The 17,796-nt window shown below is 61.1% G+C and carries 15 protein-coding genes and 1 tRNA gene; 14 read left to right on the top strand and 2 right to left on the bottom strand.

Annotation, left to right across the window (positions count from 1 at the left end; genetic code table 11):
• Positions 1-405 precede the first annotated feature (405 nt).
• A complete protein-coding gene (locus ABIB78_RS21835; RefSeq protein ID WP_429028397.1) occupies positions 406-2,439 on the top strand; it encodes a methyl-accepting chemotaxis protein in 2,034 nt (677 codons plus the stop codon).
• A 201-nt stretch (positions 2,440-2,640) separates the two neighbouring features.
• Here the strand turns inward: ABIB78_RS21835 and ABIB78_RS21830 are convergent, their stop codons facing one another.
• Complete coding sequence (locus ABIB78_RS21830) at positions 2,641-3,009, bottom strand: DUF3175 domain-containing protein (RefSeq protein WP_429028394.1); 369 nt, start codon at positions 3,007-3,009, stop codon at positions 2,641-2,643.
• 184 nt (positions 3,010-3,193) lie between these two features.
• Here ABIB78_RS21830 and ABIB78_RS21825 point away from each other — a divergent pair, with 184 nt between their 5' ends.
• From ABIB78_RS21825 to ABIB78_RS21810, 4 genes are all read left to right on the top strand, one after another.
• Entirely contained in the window at positions 3,194-4,684 is a 1,491-nt protein-coding gene (locus ABIB78_RS21825) for an MFS transporter (protein ID WP_429028391.1), read from the top strand.
• Positions 4,685-4,714: 30 nt separating this feature from the next.
• Complete coding sequence (gene otsB / locus ABIB78_RS21820) at positions 4,715-5,518, top strand: trehalose-phosphatase (protein ID WP_429028536.1); 804 nt, start codon at positions 4,715-4,717, stop codon at positions 5,516-5,518.
• A gap of 213 nt (positions 5,519-5,731) precedes the next feature.
• The gene (locus ABIB78_RS21815) at positions 5,732-7,183 is read left to right on the top strand and encodes a trehalose-6-phosphate synthase (RefSeq protein ID WP_429028390.1); all 1,452 of its coding nucleotides are present in this window, start codon (positions 5,732-5,734) and stop codon (positions 7,181-7,183) included.
• Between the two features lie 566 nt (positions 7,184-7,749).
• Positions 7,750-7,839: transfer RNA gene (locus tag ABIB78_RS21810), tRNA-Ser, on the top strand.
• A gap of 305 nt (positions 7,840-8,144) precedes the next feature.
• On the opposite strand, the gene ABIB78_RS21805 is transcribed toward ABIB78_RS21810, so the two are convergent.
• Positions 8,145-9,146, bottom strand: a complete 1,002-nt coding sequence (locus ABIB78_RS21805) for a helix-turn-helix domain-containing protein (protein ID WP_429028388.1) — start codon at positions 9,144-9,146, stop codon at positions 8,145-8,147.
• Between the two features lie 391 nt (positions 9,147-9,537).
• On the opposite strand from ABIB78_RS21805, the gene ABIB78_RS21800 reads away from it, so the two are divergent.
• The 9 genes from ABIB78_RS21800 (at position 9,538) to ABIB78_RS21760 (ending at position 17,726) form a co-directional block, all read left to right on the top strand.
• Positions 9,538-9,831: a helix-turn-helix domain-containing protein gene (locus ABIB78_RS21800; protein WP_429028385.1), complete on the top strand. Its 294-nt coding sequence runs from the start codon at positions 9,538-9,540 to the stop codon at positions 9,829-9,831.
• A 139-nt stretch (positions 9,832-9,970) separates the two neighbouring features.
• Positions 9,971-11,080 carry an HlyD family secretion protein gene (locus ABIB78_RS21795; RefSeq protein ID WP_429028383.1) on the top strand — a complete coding sequence of 370 codons (1,110 nt, stop codon included), beginning with the start codon at positions 9,971-9,973 and terminating at the stop codon, positions 11,078-11,080.
• A 430-nt stretch (positions 11,081-11,510) separates the two neighbouring features.
• Positions 11,511-12,188, top strand: coding sequence for a hypothetical protein (locus tag ABIB78_RS21790; protein WP_429028380.1), 678 nt, complete (start codon positions 11,511-11,513; stop codon positions 12,186-12,188).
• A gap of 113 nt (positions 12,189-12,301) precedes the next feature.
• Positions 12,302-13,744 (top strand): DUF1254 domain-containing protein, encoded by a 1,443-nt coding sequence (locus tag ABIB78_RS21785; RefSeq protein WP_429028378.1) that lies wholly within the window; start codon positions 12,302-12,304, stop codon positions 13,742-13,744.
• Between the two features lie 76 nt (positions 13,745-13,820).
• Positions 13,821-14,957, top strand: coding sequence for a helix-turn-helix domain-containing protein (locus ABIB78_RS21780; protein ID WP_429028375.1), 1,137 nt, complete (start codon positions 13,821-13,823; stop codon positions 14,955-14,957).
• Positions 14,958-15,269: 312 nt separating this feature from the next.
• Positions 15,270-16,016 carry an outer membrane protein gene (locus ABIB78_RS21775; RefSeq protein WP_429028373.1) on the top strand — a complete coding sequence of 249 codons (747 nt, stop codon included), beginning with the start codon at positions 15,270-15,272 and terminating at the stop codon, positions 16,014-16,016.
• Between the two features lie 81 nt (positions 16,017-16,097).
• On the top strand, positions 16,098-16,805 hold the full coding sequence (locus ABIB78_RS21770) for an outer membrane protein (protein WP_429028371.1): 708 nt from the start codon (positions 16,098-16,100) through the stop codon (positions 16,803-16,805).
• Between the two features lie 27 nt (positions 16,806-16,832).
• Positions 16,833-17,309, top strand: coding sequence for a DUF992 domain-containing protein (locus ABIB78_RS21765; protein ID WP_429028370.1), 477 nt, complete (start codon positions 16,833-16,835; stop codon positions 17,307-17,309).
• A gap of 60 nt (positions 17,310-17,369) precedes the next feature.
• A complete protein-coding gene (locus ABIB78_RS21760) occupies positions 17,370-17,726 on the top strand; it encodes an HdeA/HdeB family chaperone (RefSeq protein WP_429028368.1) in 357 nt (118 codons plus the stop codon).
• Positions 17,727-17,796 lie beyond the last annotated feature (70 nt).

The raw sequence follows: 17,796 nt of genomic DNA, 5'->3' as shown, positions 1-17,796 counted from the left end.
GGTCGCAAGGGCGTCCGGGCCGTGCCGCGATGGTTCGCGTTCCGGCCCGCCCGAATCTTCTAGGTCGTGAGGGGAAATGTCATTGGCCCGGCGACTTCGCCGGCAGCTATGCTCGCCGCACGCGCCAACGGCGCCGTTCGACGCGATGACATGGGACACCTCCCGATGTGTTCTCCCGGCCCGGGCAGGGACAGGTTTGATCGGTTCTAAACTATCGGGCCGGAGCCGCGCGTCAATCCGCGAGCCCACCGGGTTGGCTCGACCAAGGTAGTACCGGGTGAATACGGGCGCCGCGGCTGCTCATTTACCGGGCCTTATTGATTTTGCCTTAGTTTTGCCCTCCGGGGGCTGGGGCGGGTTGCTGCCGGACCCCGCGTGGTTTTCAGAATGAAGACGGGGGTTGGAATGCCGGGACTGAAGCGATCGCTGTCGATCAGGTTCCCAACCCTCAGATTTCGCGCCAAGATCATGCTCGGGTTTGCCGTCACGCTGGCGCTTTCGGCGGCCACCATGGGCTTTGCCTATATGGGCTTCGAGCGGGTCTCGGCCGGCGTCGGCTCCTATCGCCAGAGCGTCGCGGAAGCCGATCTCGCCCGCAACATCGATCGCGAATTGATCTCCTACCGTTCGCTGGCGCGCTACTACGTTGCGACCGGCAGGGAGGACGACGCCAAGGCCGCGCTCGCCGCCGAGGCCAGCCTGAAGGACGCCATCGTGGCGTCGATGAAGGGCACCACCAATCCCGCCCGGCTCGAGCAGGTCACCAAGCTGGAACGCGAATTCCGCGCCTTCACCAAGATCTTTGCCGAGATCGTTCGCACCAAGGACGAGAGCGCGCAGACGGCGCAGAACAGACTGGTCCGCAGCGCGACCTCGATGCGCTACAAGCTGGACGATCTCCCGAGCAATGCCGATGATTCCGAGCTGCAGTCGATCCAGTTCGGCGCCAAGAAGGTGGCCGACCAGCTCCAGTCGATCACCGGGGCCGTGAACACCTTCGTCGTCAACGGCGACAAGACCGTCGCCTCCAGCGCGCTCGCCCGATTGAAATTTGCCGACAATCTGGTGAAGGGGATCACCTCGCAGAACGAGCGGATCACCCAGGGGGTGAAGGACATCACCGCGCTGCTCGAAGAGTACCGCGAGGCGCTCGCCAAGCTGATCGCGAATGCGAAGTCGATCGACGAACTGACCGTCGAGATGACGGAATCCGCGGCTGCGATCAGCCAGGGGGCGGCGGCGATGAAGTCGGACCTGCTCGCCGACCAGAAGCGGCTTGAAAACGAATCGCACTCCATGATCGGCGAGACCGAGCAGCTGATCCTGATGCTTGCCGCCGGCAGCTTCGTGCTCGGGCTGGTTTGGGCGTTCCTGCTCGGCAAAGGCATTTCGCGGCCGATCGCGGCGATGTGTGCCGCGATGCGCGAGCTCGCGGCGGGTAATTTCGACGTGGTGCTGCCAGGCCTTGGCCGCCGCGACGAGCTCGGCGAAATGGCCGGCGCGGTGGAAGAGTTCAAGGTGCAGGCGATCGCCAGGGCCGAGCGCGATGCCGCGACCCAGGAAGCGCAGAACAAGGCGAGCGCGACTGCCCGGCGCGCGGAGCTGATTCGCTTTGCCGACGAATTCGAATCCGCCGTCGGCTCGATCGTCTCCAACGTGTCGGCTTCCGCGGTGCAGCTCGAATCCGCGGCCGGCACGCTGACCCGGACTGCGGAGACCACGCAGAACCTGTCGAGCCAGGTCGCCGGTGCTTCCGAGGAGGCCTCCAGCAACATGCAGTCGGTCGCCTCCGCGACCGAGGAGCTGTCGGCGTCCGTCGACGAGATCGGCCGTCGCGCCAAGGAATCCAGCCAGATCGCCGATTCCGCTGTGCGTCAGGCCGAGCAAACCGACACGCGGATCGGCAAGCTCTTGCGCGCCGCGCAGGAGATCGGCGACGTGGTCAAGCTGATCACGGCGATCGCCGAGCAGACCAATCTCTTGGCGCTGAACGCGACCATCGAGGCCGCGCGCGCCGGCGATGCGGGTCGCGGCTTCGCGGTGGTTGCCGCCGAGGTGAAGTCGCTGGCGAGCCAGACCGCGAGGGCCACTGACGAGATCTCCACCCACATCTCGGGTATGCAGGCCGCGACGCAGGAATCGGTCGCTGCGATCAAGGAGATCGGCGGCACGATCGGGCAGATCTCCGGCATCGCGACCAACATCGCGAGCTCGGTCGAGCAGCAGAGCGCGGCAACGCAGGAGATCGCGCGCAGCGTGCAGAACGTCGCGCAAGGCACCCGGGAAGCCGCCTCCAGCGTCACGCAGGTCAATCGCGGCGCGACCGAGACGGGCGCCGCCTCCGAAGAGGTGCTGAATTCGGCCCGCTCGCTGTCGGTCGAGAGTTCGCGGCTGCGCGAGGAGCTCGGCCGCTTCATGGCCAACATCCGCGCGGCGTAAGCCCACAAGTGTCGGGGGGGGGGGGGGCGGGGGCCCGGCGCCCGCCGCCCCCACCCAAAAACAACACAGCAGGGATCAGTAGAGAGCGACGTTCCGGCGCGCCGCCGCCCCGGGCGCCCCGCGGCGGGTGGTGCAAATGGTGCGGTGGGGGGGGGCGCGCCGGGCGGGCCCCCCACGAGGCAGGTTGCGGCCGCGGCCAAATCAATCCCGCCCGAACTGGTGTTTCAACTCGACCTTGGCGCGCTCCAGCCGTGATCGTTCGGTTTTCGGCAACGTCTTGCCGGCGCGGTTGATATAGAAGGTCAGCATCGACAGCGCAGAACGATAAGCACCGCTCTTGCGCCGCGTACTATGCTCGGCGGACTTCTTCAGCGACGAAGCGATCTTCTTTGCGCTGGTCTGCTTGAACACGCCGCGTTCGAGGTCGAGCGCGTCGCTCTCTTCTGTCACCCGCTGCGACCAGCGCCTCGCCGTCGTCGCGCTTGCTCCACGCTTGCGGCGCGTCGTGCCTGCGGATCGGCTTGGGGATTTTCTTGCCGTCTTGCGCGTGGCTTTCTTGTGTGCGGCCATCAATGCCTCCGTGGCTTTTGAGCCGAGAACAGTTCGCTGTGGTCCCGGTTCCTATGCCGCATTGCGGGAACCCTTGCCGGGCTACGGCGTTGACCTCGCGTGGCGGGCACTCCGTTTGCCGCAATCCTGGGAGAGTAAACCTTGGAACGCCTCGTTCCGGGGCTCTCCCCATTGGCCGATTCTGATGACACTGCAGCCGACACAATTGAACTCTGCGACGACGCACGAGGCCGTGGCGCCGGCCACGCCAAATGACGACCGCATCATCGAGACCTCGATCCCGGTTCGCCTCGACAATCTGCGCTGGAGCGGCTTCCACACCCGCGTCGTGCTGGCGCTCGGCATCACATGGATCCTTGACGGGCTCGAAGTGACGCTCGCCGGTGCGTTGTCGGGTGCGCTGAAGGAGAGCCCGACGATGGCTTTCTCCAACGCCGATGTCGGGCTTGCCAGCAGCGCCTATCTCGCCGGCGCCGTGCTCGGCGCGCTCGGCTTCGGCTGGCTCACCGACCGGATCGGGCGCAAGAAGCTGTTCTTCATCACGCTCGCGGTTTATCTCTCGGCGACGGCCGCGACCGCGCTGTCGTGGAATGTCGCGAGCTACGCGCTGTTTCGTTTTCTCACCGGCGCCGGCATTGGCGGCGAATACACCGCGATCAATTCGACCATCCAGGAACTGGTGCCGGCGCGCTATCGCGGCTGGACCGATCTCATCATCAACGGCAGTTTCTGGATCGGTGCCGCGATCGGCGCATTGAGCGCCATCATCCTGCTCGATCCCGCGTTCCTTGCGCCGGATCACGGCTGGCGGATCGCCTATTTCACTGGCGCGGTGCTCGGCCTCGTCGTGCTATTGATGCGGATGTGGATTCCGGAAAGCCCGCGCTGGCTGATGATCCATGGCTACCCCGACCGGGCCCATAAGATCGTCGCCGATATCGAGACCTCCGTGCTCGGCCACGAGCAGTCCAGCGCGGATTTTGAGAAGATCAAGCTTCGGATGCGCGATCACACGCCGCTGCGCGAGGTCGCGGTGACGTTGTTCTCCACCTACCGGCAGCGCTCGCTGGTCGGGCTGACGCTGATGGCCGCGCAGGCATTCTTCTACAATGCGATCTTCTTCACCTTCGCGCTGATCCTGACCGACTTCTTCGGCATCGCCGCCAGCAATGTCGGCTGGTACATCCTGCCGTTCGCCGCCGGCAACTTCCTCGGGCCGCTGCTGCTCGGCCGCCTGTTCGACACGCTCGGCCGCCGCACCATGATCGCACTGACCTATGGCGTGTCGGGCGTACTGCTTGCGTTGTCCGGCTATCTGTTCTCGATCGGCGTGCTCACCGCGCAGACCCAGACCATCGCCTGGATGGTGATCTTCTTCTTCGCCTCGCCGGCGGCAAGCGCCGCCTATCTCACCGTCAGCGAGACGTTTCCGCTGGAGGTCCGCGCGCTCGCGATCGCGGCCTTCTATGCTGTTGGCACCGGCATCGGCGGCGTGATCGGGCCGGCGCTATTTGGCGTGCTGATCGATACCGGATCGCGCAACAGCGTCTTCGCCGGCTACCTTCTGGGGTCGGCACTCATGATGGTCGCCGCAGCCGTCGCGTGGCGCTATGCCGTCGCGGCCGAGCGAAAATCGCTCGAATCTGTCGCGCGACCGTTGGCATTTTTGGAGTAGAACAAGATGAAGCATGATGACGTGGCCGAAATGCGCCTGGATGATGACATCGCCCCTGACGCCACGACGGACAGCGCGCCGGCGTCGCTGATCCCGCCGCTGGGCCAGACTGCGGTGCTGCTCGACATCGACGGCACCTTGATTGATTTCGCGCCGACGCCGCGCGAGGTCTGGGTTCCGCCGGAGCTGTCGACGACGCTGAAGCAGTTGCATGAGCGTACCAACGGCGCACTGGCGCTGGTCAGCGGCCGCTCGCTCAACGACATCGACCTGATCTTCGCGCCGGACCTGTTTCCCGCGGTCGGCGGCCATGGCGCCGAGATGCGGCTGCAGCCGGACAGCGAGGCGGTCGCCGCGCATGCGCCGCCGCTGGACAAGGAACTGAAACGCCGTCTTGCCGCGATCGCCAAGCTCAGCCCCGGCATTCTGCTCGAGGACAAGGGCTATTCGCTGGCGCTGCACTATCGGCTGGCGCCGCAAGCGGAGAAGGCGATCTATGAAGCGGTGTCACTGATCCGCGCCGAATTGCCGGATGCGCCGATCGAGGTGCTGCCGGGCAAGAGCGTCTGCGAGATCAAGCATTCCGGCTTCACCAAAGCGACCGGCGTGCTCGAACTGATGACGCATGAGCCGTTCAGGGGACGCCGCCCGTTCTTTATCGGCGACGACGTCACCGACGAGACGGTGTTCGCGATCATGCCTGATTTCAACGGTCTCGCATTCTCCGTCGGCCGCCGCGCGACCGGCGTCGCCGGACATTTCGACGGGCCGAGCGATGTGCGTGAATTCCTCGCGCAGCTGCTCGACGATGATAGGGACGTGAGCCTGTCCTAACCAAATCATCTGCATCGCACGTCGCGCCGCGCGCCGCGGAATGCGGTCGTTTTGCGTCGGGGCGTGCATCTCGCATGATTTTTCTTTTTCGCGAGTTCCCGCGAGTTCCTTCGCGCTTTGCCAGAATTTGGTTTCATTTGGGAGATTCCTTGATCAGGAACCATCTTGATGAATGGTTGTTAATACGCGAGCTGATCAACAGGAGGGGACCGGGTGAACCTCGTCGTCGTATCGAACCGCGTCTCGCGCGGAAAACCCAATGAACCCATGACGGGGGGGCTGGCTGCGGCATTATTGCCGGTAGTGGAAAAGACAGGGGCAATATGGGTTGGTTCCAGTGGACGTGTCCGCGACGGGAACACTAAGGAACCTTTTGCAGAAGTCGAGGCTCTCGGTGCGGGCGCGCTGGCGATGCTCGATCTGCCGGCCGCGCACTATGGCGGCTACTACGAAGGCTTTGCCAATTCAGCGCTGTGGCCTGCAATGCATTCGCGCGCCGATCTGATTCGTGCCTCGCGCGAAGACTATATGAGCTATCGCGAGGTGAACGCGTTCATGGCGCGTGCGTTGCTGCGCTTCCGCAAACCTGATTCCGTGTTCTGGATTCAGGACTATCACTTTCTCGCGCTCGGTGCCGAGCTGCGCGATCTCGGCGTGACGCAGCCGATCGGCTTCTTCCTGCACACGCCGTGGCCGGCGCGCGCGGTGATCGCGGGCGTGCCCAATCATCGCGAGTTGATCGAGGCGATGCTGTCCTATGACCTGATCGGCTTCCAGACCGATGAGGACTGCGAGAACTTCCTTAGCTATGTGCAGAACGATCTAGAATTCGAGGTGCGCGACGGCGTCATCAATTCGTCGTTCGGCCGCACCCGCGCTGCGGTGTTCCCGATCGGCATCGATCCCGGGAAGTTCGCACAGCAGGCGACCAAGGCGATGACGCATCCCGACGTGACGCGGTTGCGGCGCAGCCTCAATGGCGAGAAGCTCGCGATCGGCGTCGACCGGCTCGACTATTCCAAGGGCCTCGTCAACCGCATCAAGGCATTCGACAAGATGTGGACGCTGCACCCGAACCTGAAGCGTTCGGTGTCGCTGCTGCAGATCGCAACGCCCTCGCGCGGCGCGATCGAGGCCTACGGCAATTTGCAGAGCGAGGTGGCGAAGCTTGTCACCGACGTCAACGGCGTGCATGGCGAGGTGGACTGGACCCCGATCCGCTACCTCAATAAGGGCTTTGGCCAGGCTGTGCTCGCGGGCCTCTACCGCACCGCGCAGGTCGGCGTGGTGACGCCGCTGCAGGACGGCATGAACCTCGTCGCCAAGGAATATGTCGCAGCCCAGAACCCGGCCGATCCCGGCGTGCTGGTGCTGTCGAAATTCGCCGGTGCGGCGAACGAGCTCGATGCCGCGCTGCTGGTCAATCCGCACGACATCGACGGCATGGCGCGCACGTTGGCAACGGCGCTCGCGATGCCGCTGACCGAGCGGCGGATGCGCTGGGAAGCGATGATGGAGCGGCTCAACAGCGGCACTATCCAGCAATGGTTCGCCGACTTTATCGAGACGCTGCAGGATACGCACAATGCGGGAAACGCGGCGCTGCCGGAGCCACCAACCCTGTGGCCGCGCCGCACGGCGGATTTTGCCGCGCGCTATCACTGAGCGAGCACGAGTTCGCCAGCGCACATCGAGGATGGGCACGCCAGCGGTTGCCCATCCTCGTGCATCGTTGTCTTCCGATTCAAATGTCAAACAGTATCTTCGGTGTCATCACCCGCGCATGCGGGTGATCCAGTATTCCAGAGGCGCTGGTGCTTGAGCCGAGAAGCCGCGGCTTCTTCCGGGCGTCGTCCCTGCGAAAGCAGCGACGACACTGAACGTGTGACAGTGCCTGCGAATCGCACTTCCGCGTCCTCGCGACATGAATCGCCCGAGCTTTGCATTTCGTTTCGCCCTCACTTGAACAGAGGGCGCCGGGAAAGCCGGGTGCCGATCGCAGCCATGATGCGCAATTGTGCACCGGGGAATGACGGGGACAGCGATCGACTACATTGCCTGATTTGCGCCGGTCTCTGACCAGAATCGCGCGTAGCGGCGAGCAAGGGCGCGGCGCGCGGCCGATGCCGTCGCCAATTTACCCAATATTTTCAATCGATTGGGGAAATGTCGCGCTCCGGTCCCGCGCTCCCTTGCAAAATCCGCCTCAGCCCTTCAAGAGAGGGCCTCCCGGAGAGATGGCCGAGTGGCTTAAGGCGCACGCTTGGAAAGCGTGTGTGCGGGAAACCGTACCGTGGGTTCGAATCCCACTCTCTCCGCCATTTCCTCTGGACACCCTTCACACCAACGAGAGACCGGGCACACAGACCCATTGATACAGGTCGACTACGTGCGCGTCGCAGATTTGGATATTGGGGCGAGCAATTCGGACATCTGTGCGATCAGAGTGGTCACCATTTCGGAGCGCGCCGGCAGAACTCGATGATGCTGCCGTGTAGGACCCCGACGAGATCGAGATCGAGCAGCGGTTTCCCCGCAGCCATTCCCGGCTCCCCAGATATAGGCCGCATGCACGCGACCCGAGATGAAGCTCAGGGAGAGATCGCCGCGAACGCCGGACCGACGCCTATTGCAGCTTCCATTTGCCGCGAAATTCTCTCGGTGTAACTCCGGAAAATCGTCGGAAAGCGCGAGTGAAATGCGCAGGGTCGGTGTAGCCCGAGGAAAATGCGACATCGATAATCTTGGAATTCGTGTCGCGCAGAAGCTTGGCGGCGTTTTCAAAGCGGACCCCGTCAAGCAGGTCAGAATATGTAACGCCGGCGTTTGAGAGCTTGCGTTGAAGGCTTCGGATGCTGATGCCGGCCATCTCTGCGATTTCCGCGACGGTTGGAATCTTTTCGTCCAAGTAGGACGGCAGCATCAATTTGACTGCTGAGACGATTTCGTGGCCCGATGGCGCAGCCCCGTCGTCATGTGAAGCCGCCTGCGTCTGGCTTGCGCGATTGGGGAGATCCAGGAATGAAACGGGAATATCGATCCATGAGGAATCCTGACCCGACATGAAGCAGGTATTTGGCCAGAACGACCGGGTCTCAAGGCTCGGTTCATAGCGGGCTTCGAAAGCCATCGTCGCCGGAACCCAGTCGGCGCCGGAAAATTGCCTTACGATATGCATCGACACAACATTCTGAAGCCACTGCGAATGTTCAAGATGCGGCATCCTGGCCGTGCCCGCGAGCTTGGTGCAAATTCTCACATGATTGTCGTCGCGCTCCAGCCACACACTCGCGGTCGTATCTTCGAGCGAGGCCCATTTGCAAAATTGCTGCAAGGCAATGAACAGCGTCGGCGAGAATCGGATGCTGGCACGCATCTTCTCACTCAGGTGGCAGAACTGCAGCAGGCGAGCAGCTTGAAATCCAATGTCCGTGACGCCTTGCGCTCGCTGAGCGGCTTCCGCGAAACGTACCGCTTGCAGGATTGGGATATAGTGCTCGGGCTTTTCCTCCAAAGAAGCTGGAAGGCGAAACTTGGCCAGCAACGCCTCCGTTGGAGCACCGATCTCATCACAAATGGCAGCGACGGGAATGATAAATTGGCAACGAGTTAAAGGAAGTATGGTCATTTTTTCTCGCTCAAAAATGAGTTCGGCAATTCTCCACGTCTTCGACGTGCGGCCTGACTGAGCCCCCGAAAGCTTAATAGCTCCCGGTTGGCGTGTATTGCAAAATATTTGCTCGCTGCATTGAGGGAAGGGATGGGCTGGCCGATTGGGAGCCAGCGCGCCGCTGGGGTTTAACTTGGCGGCTTGTGGCAAGACCTCCAACGATTCTCCACCCATACTCCAGCAAAAGCGAAGGCTAGACGAGGCGTTTCTCGGCGTTTGGTCTTCACCACATATCCTCGGTCCCATGAAGCCTGGTCACATACCTTCCCGGTACTCGGTGCGGGCGGCGATCGCTGCCTCCCTGTGTCACGGTGACGCAGCACTGCAACATACCGCACTCCAGTTGGGGATGAGCCCGCGCTCGTTGCAGCGTCATCTCGCCGGGATGGGCACCAGCTACAGTGACATGGTTGCGGAAGTGCGCCTCGATACGGCGTGCCACCTGCTTCTTGAATCCAACGAACGCATATCGGAGATCGCGTTACGCCTCGGCTATGCGGGAACGAGCAGCTTCAGCCGTGTCTTCATGCGTTTGACTAAAATGCAACCCGTCACCTATCGGCGGCAGCGAACTGTTCAAGGAGATGACAAGTCCCGTTCCGGGAAGGAGCCGCATGCGGGCAATCGGCAGAAACCGTCGTGATTGGCGCGAAATGGCAAGACATCTTCGCTGCGAAGCGGGAGTAACGTCGCGGCCCCTCGACAAGGGAAGAAACAGCGTTCCAACGGCACTGGCTGAAGGACGTTAGCGTCAGCCTGCCACCGCTGCGACAGGACAATCGATGGTCATCATTCTCGTCAGCTACCTTGTCCTGATCTGGCTGGCATTTTCAAGGTTCAAGCTGATACGCCTGACCTGGTCGTCCGGAACCGTCGCCGCCCTTGCAGGCATTGCCATTCTCGCCGTCTTCATGGCGATGCTGAATTATCTCGCCCCCAACGGGCGCGTCGTGGTCGTATCACGCGTCGTGGAAGTGACGCCGAACGTCAGCGGTGAGGTGATCGCAATCCCCGTCAAACCAAACGTGCCGGTCAAGGCCGACGCGGTCTTGTTCGAAATCGACCCGACGCCGTTTCGATACAAGGTTCGTCAGCTTGAAGCCGCATTGATCGCCGCCCAGCATCAGGCCGAGGTGCTGAAGGCGAACTACGATCAGGCCAATGCCAATGTGAGCGGCCTTGAAATGCAGGTGGCTTTTCATGAAAAGAGGCTGAACGATATCGCCGACTTGACAAAAAGCGGAGCCGCGACGTCGTTTCGCGAACAGGACACGCGCGAACAGTTCGACATTGCGATGGCCCAGTTGCAGTCCGCAAAGGCGCAACAGCAGAGCGCAAAGGCCTCGTTCGAATCGTCGATCGGCGGTGTCAACACGACCGTGCTGCAGACCCGCGCACAGCTCGATGATGCAAAATGGGAGCTTGCGCAGACGACGGTCAAGGCGCCGTCGGACGGCTACGCCAGCGTCGTGGCGCTCGCGGTGGGTGCGCGCGCCCTGCAGGCGCGTGCGGCGATGTCCTTTATCATCGAGTCTGATGTTTCCATTGTCGGTGTGTTTTCGCAGAATGGCTTTCGCACGATCAAGCCCGGTGCGCGGGTGAAACTCGTTTTCGACAACGACCCGGGACGCATCCACGAGGCCAGGATCACGGAGATTCCGGAGGGCGTCGGGCAGGGTCAGATTGCGGTATCCGGGACGCTCGCTCGCATCGGATCAATCGGCGGTACGGGCGCGTATCCTGCGGTGATTTCGATTCCAGCGAATGCCGATCGCTCGATCTTGCGCCTCGGTACATCGGGCACGGCGACGGTGTTCGCCGAAAATGCGGGACCGATCGGACTCATCGCCCGTATCGTGCTCTGGATCCAGTCCTACACGGCCTATCTGTAAGAATTCGATCTGATAGCTGCATGCGAGGGGAGTGGTGTTGCCGGCAGCCGGCGACGCAGCATCGAGGCATGGCGCCCGTCCGTCAAACCCGATCCGCAGGCATCCCGTATCCCAGCGATCCAAAGGCCTGCAAGCCGCGTGACCTTATCGGGCGCTTGTCTTGTCGACTCGACCATTTTCACGGGCTTCGCGATCCGGCGCCAAGAATTAGCGAAGGCCGCGGTCATTGGCGTGAAATGGCAAGACATCCGCCGCCGGTTGCCGCGAAATAGCGGAACGAAAACCGTTTCCCGATGCTCACCGGATGCCAGTAACGATGGTCTGAGCTGGACCGGAGAGCGGGACACGGTGATCTGGCAGTCGAGGTGTCCCGTTCGAGGGCACGACATCGACTTGCCGCCGCGCGGACCGGATACAGAAAGGTGAACCAATGACAATACTGCGTGCCGCTCTTCTCGCCATTGCCGCTGCTAGCATGGCGTGCGTGCCGACGGTCCTTTCCGCTCAATCGGCAGCCGAGCCGAAGCCGCATATGCCGTTGGAGAAATCCATCGGACAGGCGAAGCCCGAGGTCGTTCCGTCGTTGTTTGTTCTCAACTCCAAGGGCGCCACCCTGAAGGACGGAAAGCTCGTCCTGGCCGGAGTTTCTCCAAATGCCATCGTGTTCGCGGATCGTCCTGTGCGGGCCGCCGGACATGATCTGACGGCGCGGATCGTCGAGGATTGGGGCAACGGCAGCGACAATTTCGCAAAGGATCCGCCGAACGCCACGGTGTCCGGATTCAAGAAGGACGGATCGTCTGTCTTCGACGTGGTGGTCGTGCTGAAGTCGCCGAAGCTCGAAGGCGACAAGCTGACTTTCGATGTCGACCTGCTCGAGGGTGATCTGGCGGGAGCCGATGGACCGGCATCGGTCTTCATCGACATCATTGGCCGGCCGCTGACGCCGCTGTCGTTTGCCGGTGTCGCCCGCAGAACGGCCTGGCGCGGCGCGTACTATCGCGGCGCTGCTGTTGCCGGGGCCGCGGCTGTCGGAGCGGCTGCCGTCGCTTATCCCTATTATTACGCGCCGCGCTGCGGCTACTATCCCTATCCGCCTTGCTACTGAGGGGCCGCGGGAAAGTACGAATGACCTCATCAATCGATAAACTACAATGGATTTCCTGACGTCCAAATGCGGATCGATTCGATAACTCAATCGAACAACAAGGAGTACGGCAAATGTTGACGAAGCGAGATCTACTTCGCTCCACCGCGGCGCTCGCCGCGCTCGCCGCCACGATGGCGAAGTACACCCCGGCAATTGCGCAGGACAAAGTCGATTGGCCCAGGCTACTAGAGGCCAAGGACATCGCGGAGGAAGGCTTCATCTTCGGCTTACCGCTCGTGATGAATTATGCCGTCATGCAAGAGTATGCCGTGGACAGGAATTCGGGGCAGTTCAAGGCGCCGTTCAATGAAATCTACAACATGCACCACGTCGCCACCCCGGCGGACACGGCAATCATCACGCCCAACAGCGACACCCCTTACTCGATGCTCTGGCTGGATTTGCGCGCTGAGCCGATGGTCATCTCGGTGCCGACGGTCGAAAGGGACCGCTACTACTCGGTCCAGTTGATCGACGGCAACACCTACAATTTCGGCTACATCGGCACGCGCGCGACGGGGACCGAGCCGGGCGACTATCTGGTGGTCGGTCCCGACTGGAAAGGCGAAACGCCGACCGGAATCAAGAAGGTCTTCCGATCGACGACGCCATTCACGTTCGCGGCTTTCCGTACCCAGCTCTTCAATCCCGGCGACATGCCGAACGTCGAGAAGGTTCAGGCCGGCTACAAGGGGCAGCCGCTTTCCGCTTTCCTCAAGCAACCCGCCCCGCCTGCTGCGCCCAAGATCGAGTTCCTTCCCGCGACCACTGCCGGGATCAAGGACAACTTCTTCCAGTACCTCGACGCAGCCCTGCAATTCGTCCCCGAGACGCCGAGGGACAAGGCGATCCGTGCGAAACTTGCGAGGATTGGCATCGGTCCCGGCAAGACCTTCGCGTTCAAGGATCTATCGCTCGAACATAAAGCCGAAATACTGGTGGGTATGAAGCAGGGCGACGACAAGGTCGACAAATGGCTGGCCGGCGGAAACAAAAACGTCAACGGCTGGAACGTCGGCTCGTTCTTCGGCGACGAGGCCTTCTTCAACGGCGATTGGGCGATGCGGGCAGGCGCCGCCAAGGGCGGGCTCTATGGCAACGATGCCGTCGAAGCGATGTACCCCTATACCCGAACGGACGCGACCGGTGAGCCGCTCGACAGCAGCAAGCACAAGTACACCATCACCTTCGCACCCGGCCAGTTGCCGCCGGTGAATGCGTTTTGGTCCGTTACGATGTACGACGGCAAGAGCCAGCTCTTGGTCAAGAACCCGATCAATCGCTACCTCATCAACTCTCCGATGTTGTCGGCGATGAAGAAGGACGCAGATGGCTCGCTGACGCTGTACATTCAAAACGACAGCCCCGGCGCGGACAAGGAAGCAAATTGGCTTCCGGCGCCGGCTGACAAGATCTATCTCGTGATGCGCCTATACTGGCCGAAGCCCACGCCACCTTCGATCCTGCCGGCGGGCCAAGGGACATGGCAGCCGCCCGGTATCAAGCGGGTTTGATGGCACCTGGGCCAACCACGCTGCCCGGAAAGTGACTTGAGCGCGCGAACTCGTGCCGGCTTCTTTTGGCCGGCCCGTGTTCGAGCGTGAATCACAGGTTCTAAAGCAGAAATCAGTGAGCAATCGCGCACAGAGCGCTGATCCGCCCGGCGATATTCGGCCGGGCGGCAATACGATCGGCGCGCTCTCAGACCAACCTGAGCGCCACGCAGATTTCCGTGGGAAACCGAATGAGAGGGCTTTTCCGTTGGCGGCTGCTAGCGACCTAGCATCACACAGCCTCAGCTTTGACGAATATTCCGACATGGTTATTGGAGCGACGGGGAATTTCCTGCTGACTGGTCCCAGTCAAACGCCTTGGTCGGTCGATCATTGCAAATTGGGCTCGATCGTCTTGCAGTTTGGCCTGGAGGGCGGCTCCAAGATCTTGCACGGCATTTCGTGTCCAGATGCTTTGAGCTTCGTCTTTCAAGATGAGCAAATTGCCGATCGCATGATTTTTGACGGTCGAATCCTTCAGCCCCACGACTTCGTGGTGCTTCCGCCTGGGAGCGATTTCACGTTCGCGTCGTGCGGCATCCATCGTTGGATGTCGATTTCGATGCCCGTTGGGCTCTTTGAAACATTTGCTATCAGGGCCGGCAGAAACCACCTGACATGGCTCGAGAAAGAAAAGTGCGTCATTTCGTCCCCGAAGCAATTTCTCAAATGTTTGACTGCGGCAACCGCCAGCGCAGCCGCGCTCGTGCGCAGCGAGCAAACGTCGACGCCCCACGGACTCGGTGTTACCCGGTTGTTCAACGCATTGATCGGTGCAATTGCGGGTCTGGACGACGAAATGTGTCTTCCGACGGAAAGGTCGCGATTGTCCGGTGGCACAGTGACAAAAGCGTTGGAGCACGCCCATGGTCAGAAATGGGAGGGGCTTCAGGTTGCCGACCTGGCCGTTGCTGCTGACGTAACAAGCCGGACGCTCTTGCGGACCTTCCGACAACAGCTGGGTGTCGGACCGGCAAGCTATCTCAAGCTACGTCAACTCAATATGGTCCGCCGTGCACTTCGCGGAAAATGCGAGCCATCAAGCAAAATCACGAACATCATGAGCGAGCACGGCGTTACAGAATTCGGTCGTTTTGCCTCGGAATACAAAGCCCTTTTTGGAGAGCGCCCGTCGGAGACGGTCGCGAGGTCGCGGGTGCAAGGAGCGCGATGAAGCGGCCGGCTCCGCTCAGCGTAGTTAGCCGAAATGCGCAAATTGGCAGACTACGATACGCGTCTCCGCGCACCAAGAAGCAGCGTGGATGCGATCGCCTGCGCGGTGGCATCCGACAGTTGGCTGTTGGCGCGTCGGATAGCTTGAGTCCGCCTGAAGCAGAAGCGCCCCGTTGCAGTGTATCGAATCTGCAACGTGCCAACATCTTTCGTTGGTTGTCCGATATTACATAGCAACCGTGATTTGGCCAAAATACTGTTTGGTACAGGCCCTCAAACTTGCGGCTGATGCGTTTCCATAGGAATTTTGAAAATGAAGAAGATCGTACTCACGGCTGCTGCATTCACTGTGTTCGCAGCTACTGCGTTCGCCGCCGACCTGCCGCAGCGGCCGTACGCTCCGGCCAAGGCTCCCTTGATGGCAGTTGCCGTCTACGACTGGACCGGCTTCTACATCGGTGGCAACGGCGGATATGGCACGAGCCGCAATTGTTGGGGCGTCGTACCGGCAGGTGGCGTGGTCATTCCTGATGGTTGCCACAGTCAGTCTGGAGGCGTCATCGGCGGGCAGCTGGGCTACCGTTGGCAGGCCGGTCAGTTTGTGTTCGGTTTGGAGGGCCAGGGCGACTGGGCAAATATGCGCAGCTCGCACGTGAGCATTGTTAATCCGCTTCTTACCGATTCTTCCAAGGTGACCAGCTTGGGCCTCTTCACCGGCCAGATTGGCTACGCCTGGAACGCAGCGTTGCTGTACTTGAAAGGCGGCGCGGCGGTGACGAACAACGACCTTCTTCAAGCGACCACGATTGGGGGCATTGGCCTGAACTATGCGACCTCAACCCGTTGGGGCGGCGCCATCGGCGTTGGGTTTGAATACGGCTTCACGCCGAACTGGTCAGCAGCCATTGAATACGATCGCTTGATGATGGGTAACGCCAACAATTCCTTCTCGGTACCGGCAGGCGCTGCTGCTGTGGTCAATCAGGTCAGCCAAGACGTCGATCTGATCACCGTGCGCGTGAACTACAAATTCGGTGGACCGGTCGCTGCGAGTTACTGATCGTTGCCAGCGAGGGCCGGGTTGGCGGCCGGCCCTCGTTGGCTCTTGGCCATTTGAAGCGAAGTTTTCGTGAGGGATGACATGAAGAAATTTATCATTGGGACAACATTTGCTGCCGTCAGCTCCACCTGCGCTTTTGCGGCAGACCTTCCCGTGCAGGCCTACAAGAGCGCACCGGTGGCGGCCCAAGTCTATAATTGGACGGGTTTTTATGTCGGTGTGAACGGCGGTTACGGCTGGGGCTCGCAAGATCCGCTGACGCTCGTCTCCGGCAGGTTTGATCGGGCAAGCTTCGATATCAGTGGCGGGATGTTCGGCGGCACCATGGGCGCCCAAATCCAGCAGGGATATGTGGTGCTCGGCCTTGAGGGGGATCTTGATTGGGCGAACGTGAAGGGCAACGGCATCGTAACTCCCGCGATCGCGGGCATCGGGCAGGGCATTACACTCAATACTGCGTCCAACATCAGCGCCGTTGGAACGGCTCGGGCGCGAGTCGGCGTAGCCTTCAACAATCTGCTTTTGTATGTCACCGGTGGTGCTTCTTTCGTGAAATCGAGCGCGAACGGCACCTCAATTGCCGGCGTCCCATGTGGCACGCTCGGCGTACTTCCAAATTGCACGGCCTCAGCCTGGCGTCCTGGCATCGTTGCCGGCTTGGGCATGGAATATGGTTTCACGCCGAACTGGTCGCTGAAGGGTGAATATTTTTACACCCAGGTGGTCGGCGCGGGCGTAAGCACCGACAAGCTCAACACCTTCCGCGGCGGCATCAATTATCGATTTTGAAATGGAAGATGCGGAAAGGGCGTTGTGATGAATCCCAAGGCGTTGGCTCTTTGTGCAACGTTGGTTGCACTTGCCGGTCCTGCTTCGGCCCAGACGCCGACATGGACCCAGACGGGTATGCTCACCTGTAAGCTTAACCCGAGCATTGGCTTCATTATCGTCGGACACCAGTCGATGGAGTGCCGCTTCGTGCCAACCATGCCTGCTCCCCCACAATTTTACGAAGGCGCCGTCAACACGGTAGGAATTGATATTGGGATAATCGGTGGCGGCGCCTTGGCGTGGGGCGTTCTGGCGCCCGTCGCCGGCGTTCCTGCCGGCGCGCTGGCTGGCACCTATGTTGGTGCGAGCGGTGATGTGGCGTTGGGTGTTGGTGTCGGGGCAAACGTTCTGGTCGGCGGATCCAACAGAAGCTTCGCGCTGCAACCAATTTCCGTCGAAGGTTCGGTCGCTCTGGACGTCACGCTCGGCCTGTCAGCACTTCAACTGCGATGGGTCCCTTGAGCAATGCGCGGCTGCCGCGGAACACCCAAGTCAAACGAGACGCGAGATAGAGGATTTAGAATGCGGTATTGCTACCTTCTTGCAGTTGCTACGACAATTGCGTGCTCCAGCGCTCTCGCGCAGACGCCGCTTTCAGCCTATGTCGACAGCAACGGATTCATCGATGTGCAAAAGCTGACATGCGCCCAACTCGCGGGTACCTATCAGGAAGACGCGGACGCCCTGACGGCCTGGTACAGCGGTTGGTACAACGGCCTGGCCAAGAAGCACTATATGGATCTACGCAAGGGAAAAGTAGTGGAGCATGAAGTGATCCAGTACTGCAAGGCAAATCCGGACAAGCTCATTATCGAAGCCATCGCTGTCGTATTCAAGGACGAGCGAGCGAAACTGGGAATCCGGATGACAACCGATTGAGACAAGAGCACCTTTCGTGAGGCCTTGTGCTCGATGATGGGAAACCTGCTAGTGTTACCCATTGCGAAGC

Origin of the sequence: Bradyrhizobium sp. I1.14.4, assembly GCF_050435825.1 — a bacterium.
GTDB lineage: Bacteria > Pseudomonadota > Alphaproteobacteria > Rhizobiales > Xanthobacteraceae > Bradyrhizobium.
The sequence above is the reverse complement of the archived record's forward strand: the minus strand, read 5'-3'. Positions and strand labels throughout refer to the sequence as shown.

Bases quoted from the DNA above. Each gene is read 5' to 3' on its own strand.
- ABIB78_RS21800 (WP_429028385.1), top strand. From the start codon at position 9,538: ATGAGCCCGCGCTCGTTGCAGCGTCATCTCGCCGGGATGGGCACCAGC.
- ABIB78_RS21830 (WP_429028394.1), bottom strand. From the start codon at position 3,009: ATGGCCGCACACAAGAAAGCCACGCGCAAGACGGCAAGAAAATCCCCA.
- otsB (WP_429028536.1), top strand. From the start codon at position 4,715: ATGCGCCTGGATGATGACATCGCCCCTGACGCCACGACGGACAGCGCG.
- ABIB78_RS21770 (WP_429028371.1), top strand. From the start codon at position 16,098: ATGAAGAAATTTATCATTGGGACAACATTTGCTGCCGTCAGCTCCACC.
- ABIB78_RS21825 (WP_429028391.1), top strand. From the start codon at position 3,194: ATGACACTGCAGCCGACACAATTGAACTCTGCGACGACGCACGAGGCC.
- ABIB78_RS21765 (WP_429028370.1), top strand. From the start codon at position 16,833: ATGAATCCCAAGGCGTTGGCTCTTTGTGCAACGTTGGTTGCACTTGCC.
- ABIB78_RS21785 (WP_429028378.1), top strand. From the start codon at position 12,302: ATGTTGACGAAGCGAGATCTACTTCGCTCCACCGCGGCGCTCGCCGCG.
- ABIB78_RS21795 (WP_429028383.1), top strand. From the start codon at position 9,971: ATGGTCATCATTCTCGTCAGCTACCTTGTCCTGATCTGGCTGGCATTT.
- ABIB78_RS21835 (WP_429028397.1), top strand. From the start codon at position 406: ATGCCGGGACTGAAGCGATCGCTGTCGATCAGGTTCCCAACCCTCAGA.
- ABIB78_RS21805 (WP_429028388.1), bottom strand. From the start codon at position 9,146: ATGACCATACTTCCTTTAACTCGTTGCCAATTTATCATTCCCGTCGCT.
- ABIB78_RS21790 (WP_429028380.1), top strand. From the start codon at position 11,511: ATGACAATACTGCGTGCCGCTCTTCTCGCCATTGCCGCTGCTAGCATG.
- ABIB78_RS21760 (WP_429028368.1), top strand. From the start codon at position 17,370: ATGCGGTATTGCTACCTTCTTGCAGTTGCTACGACAATTGCGTGCTCC.
- ABIB78_RS21775 (WP_429028373.1), top strand. From the start codon at position 15,270: ATGAAGAAGATCGTACTCACGGCTGCTGCATTCACTGTGTTCGCAGCT.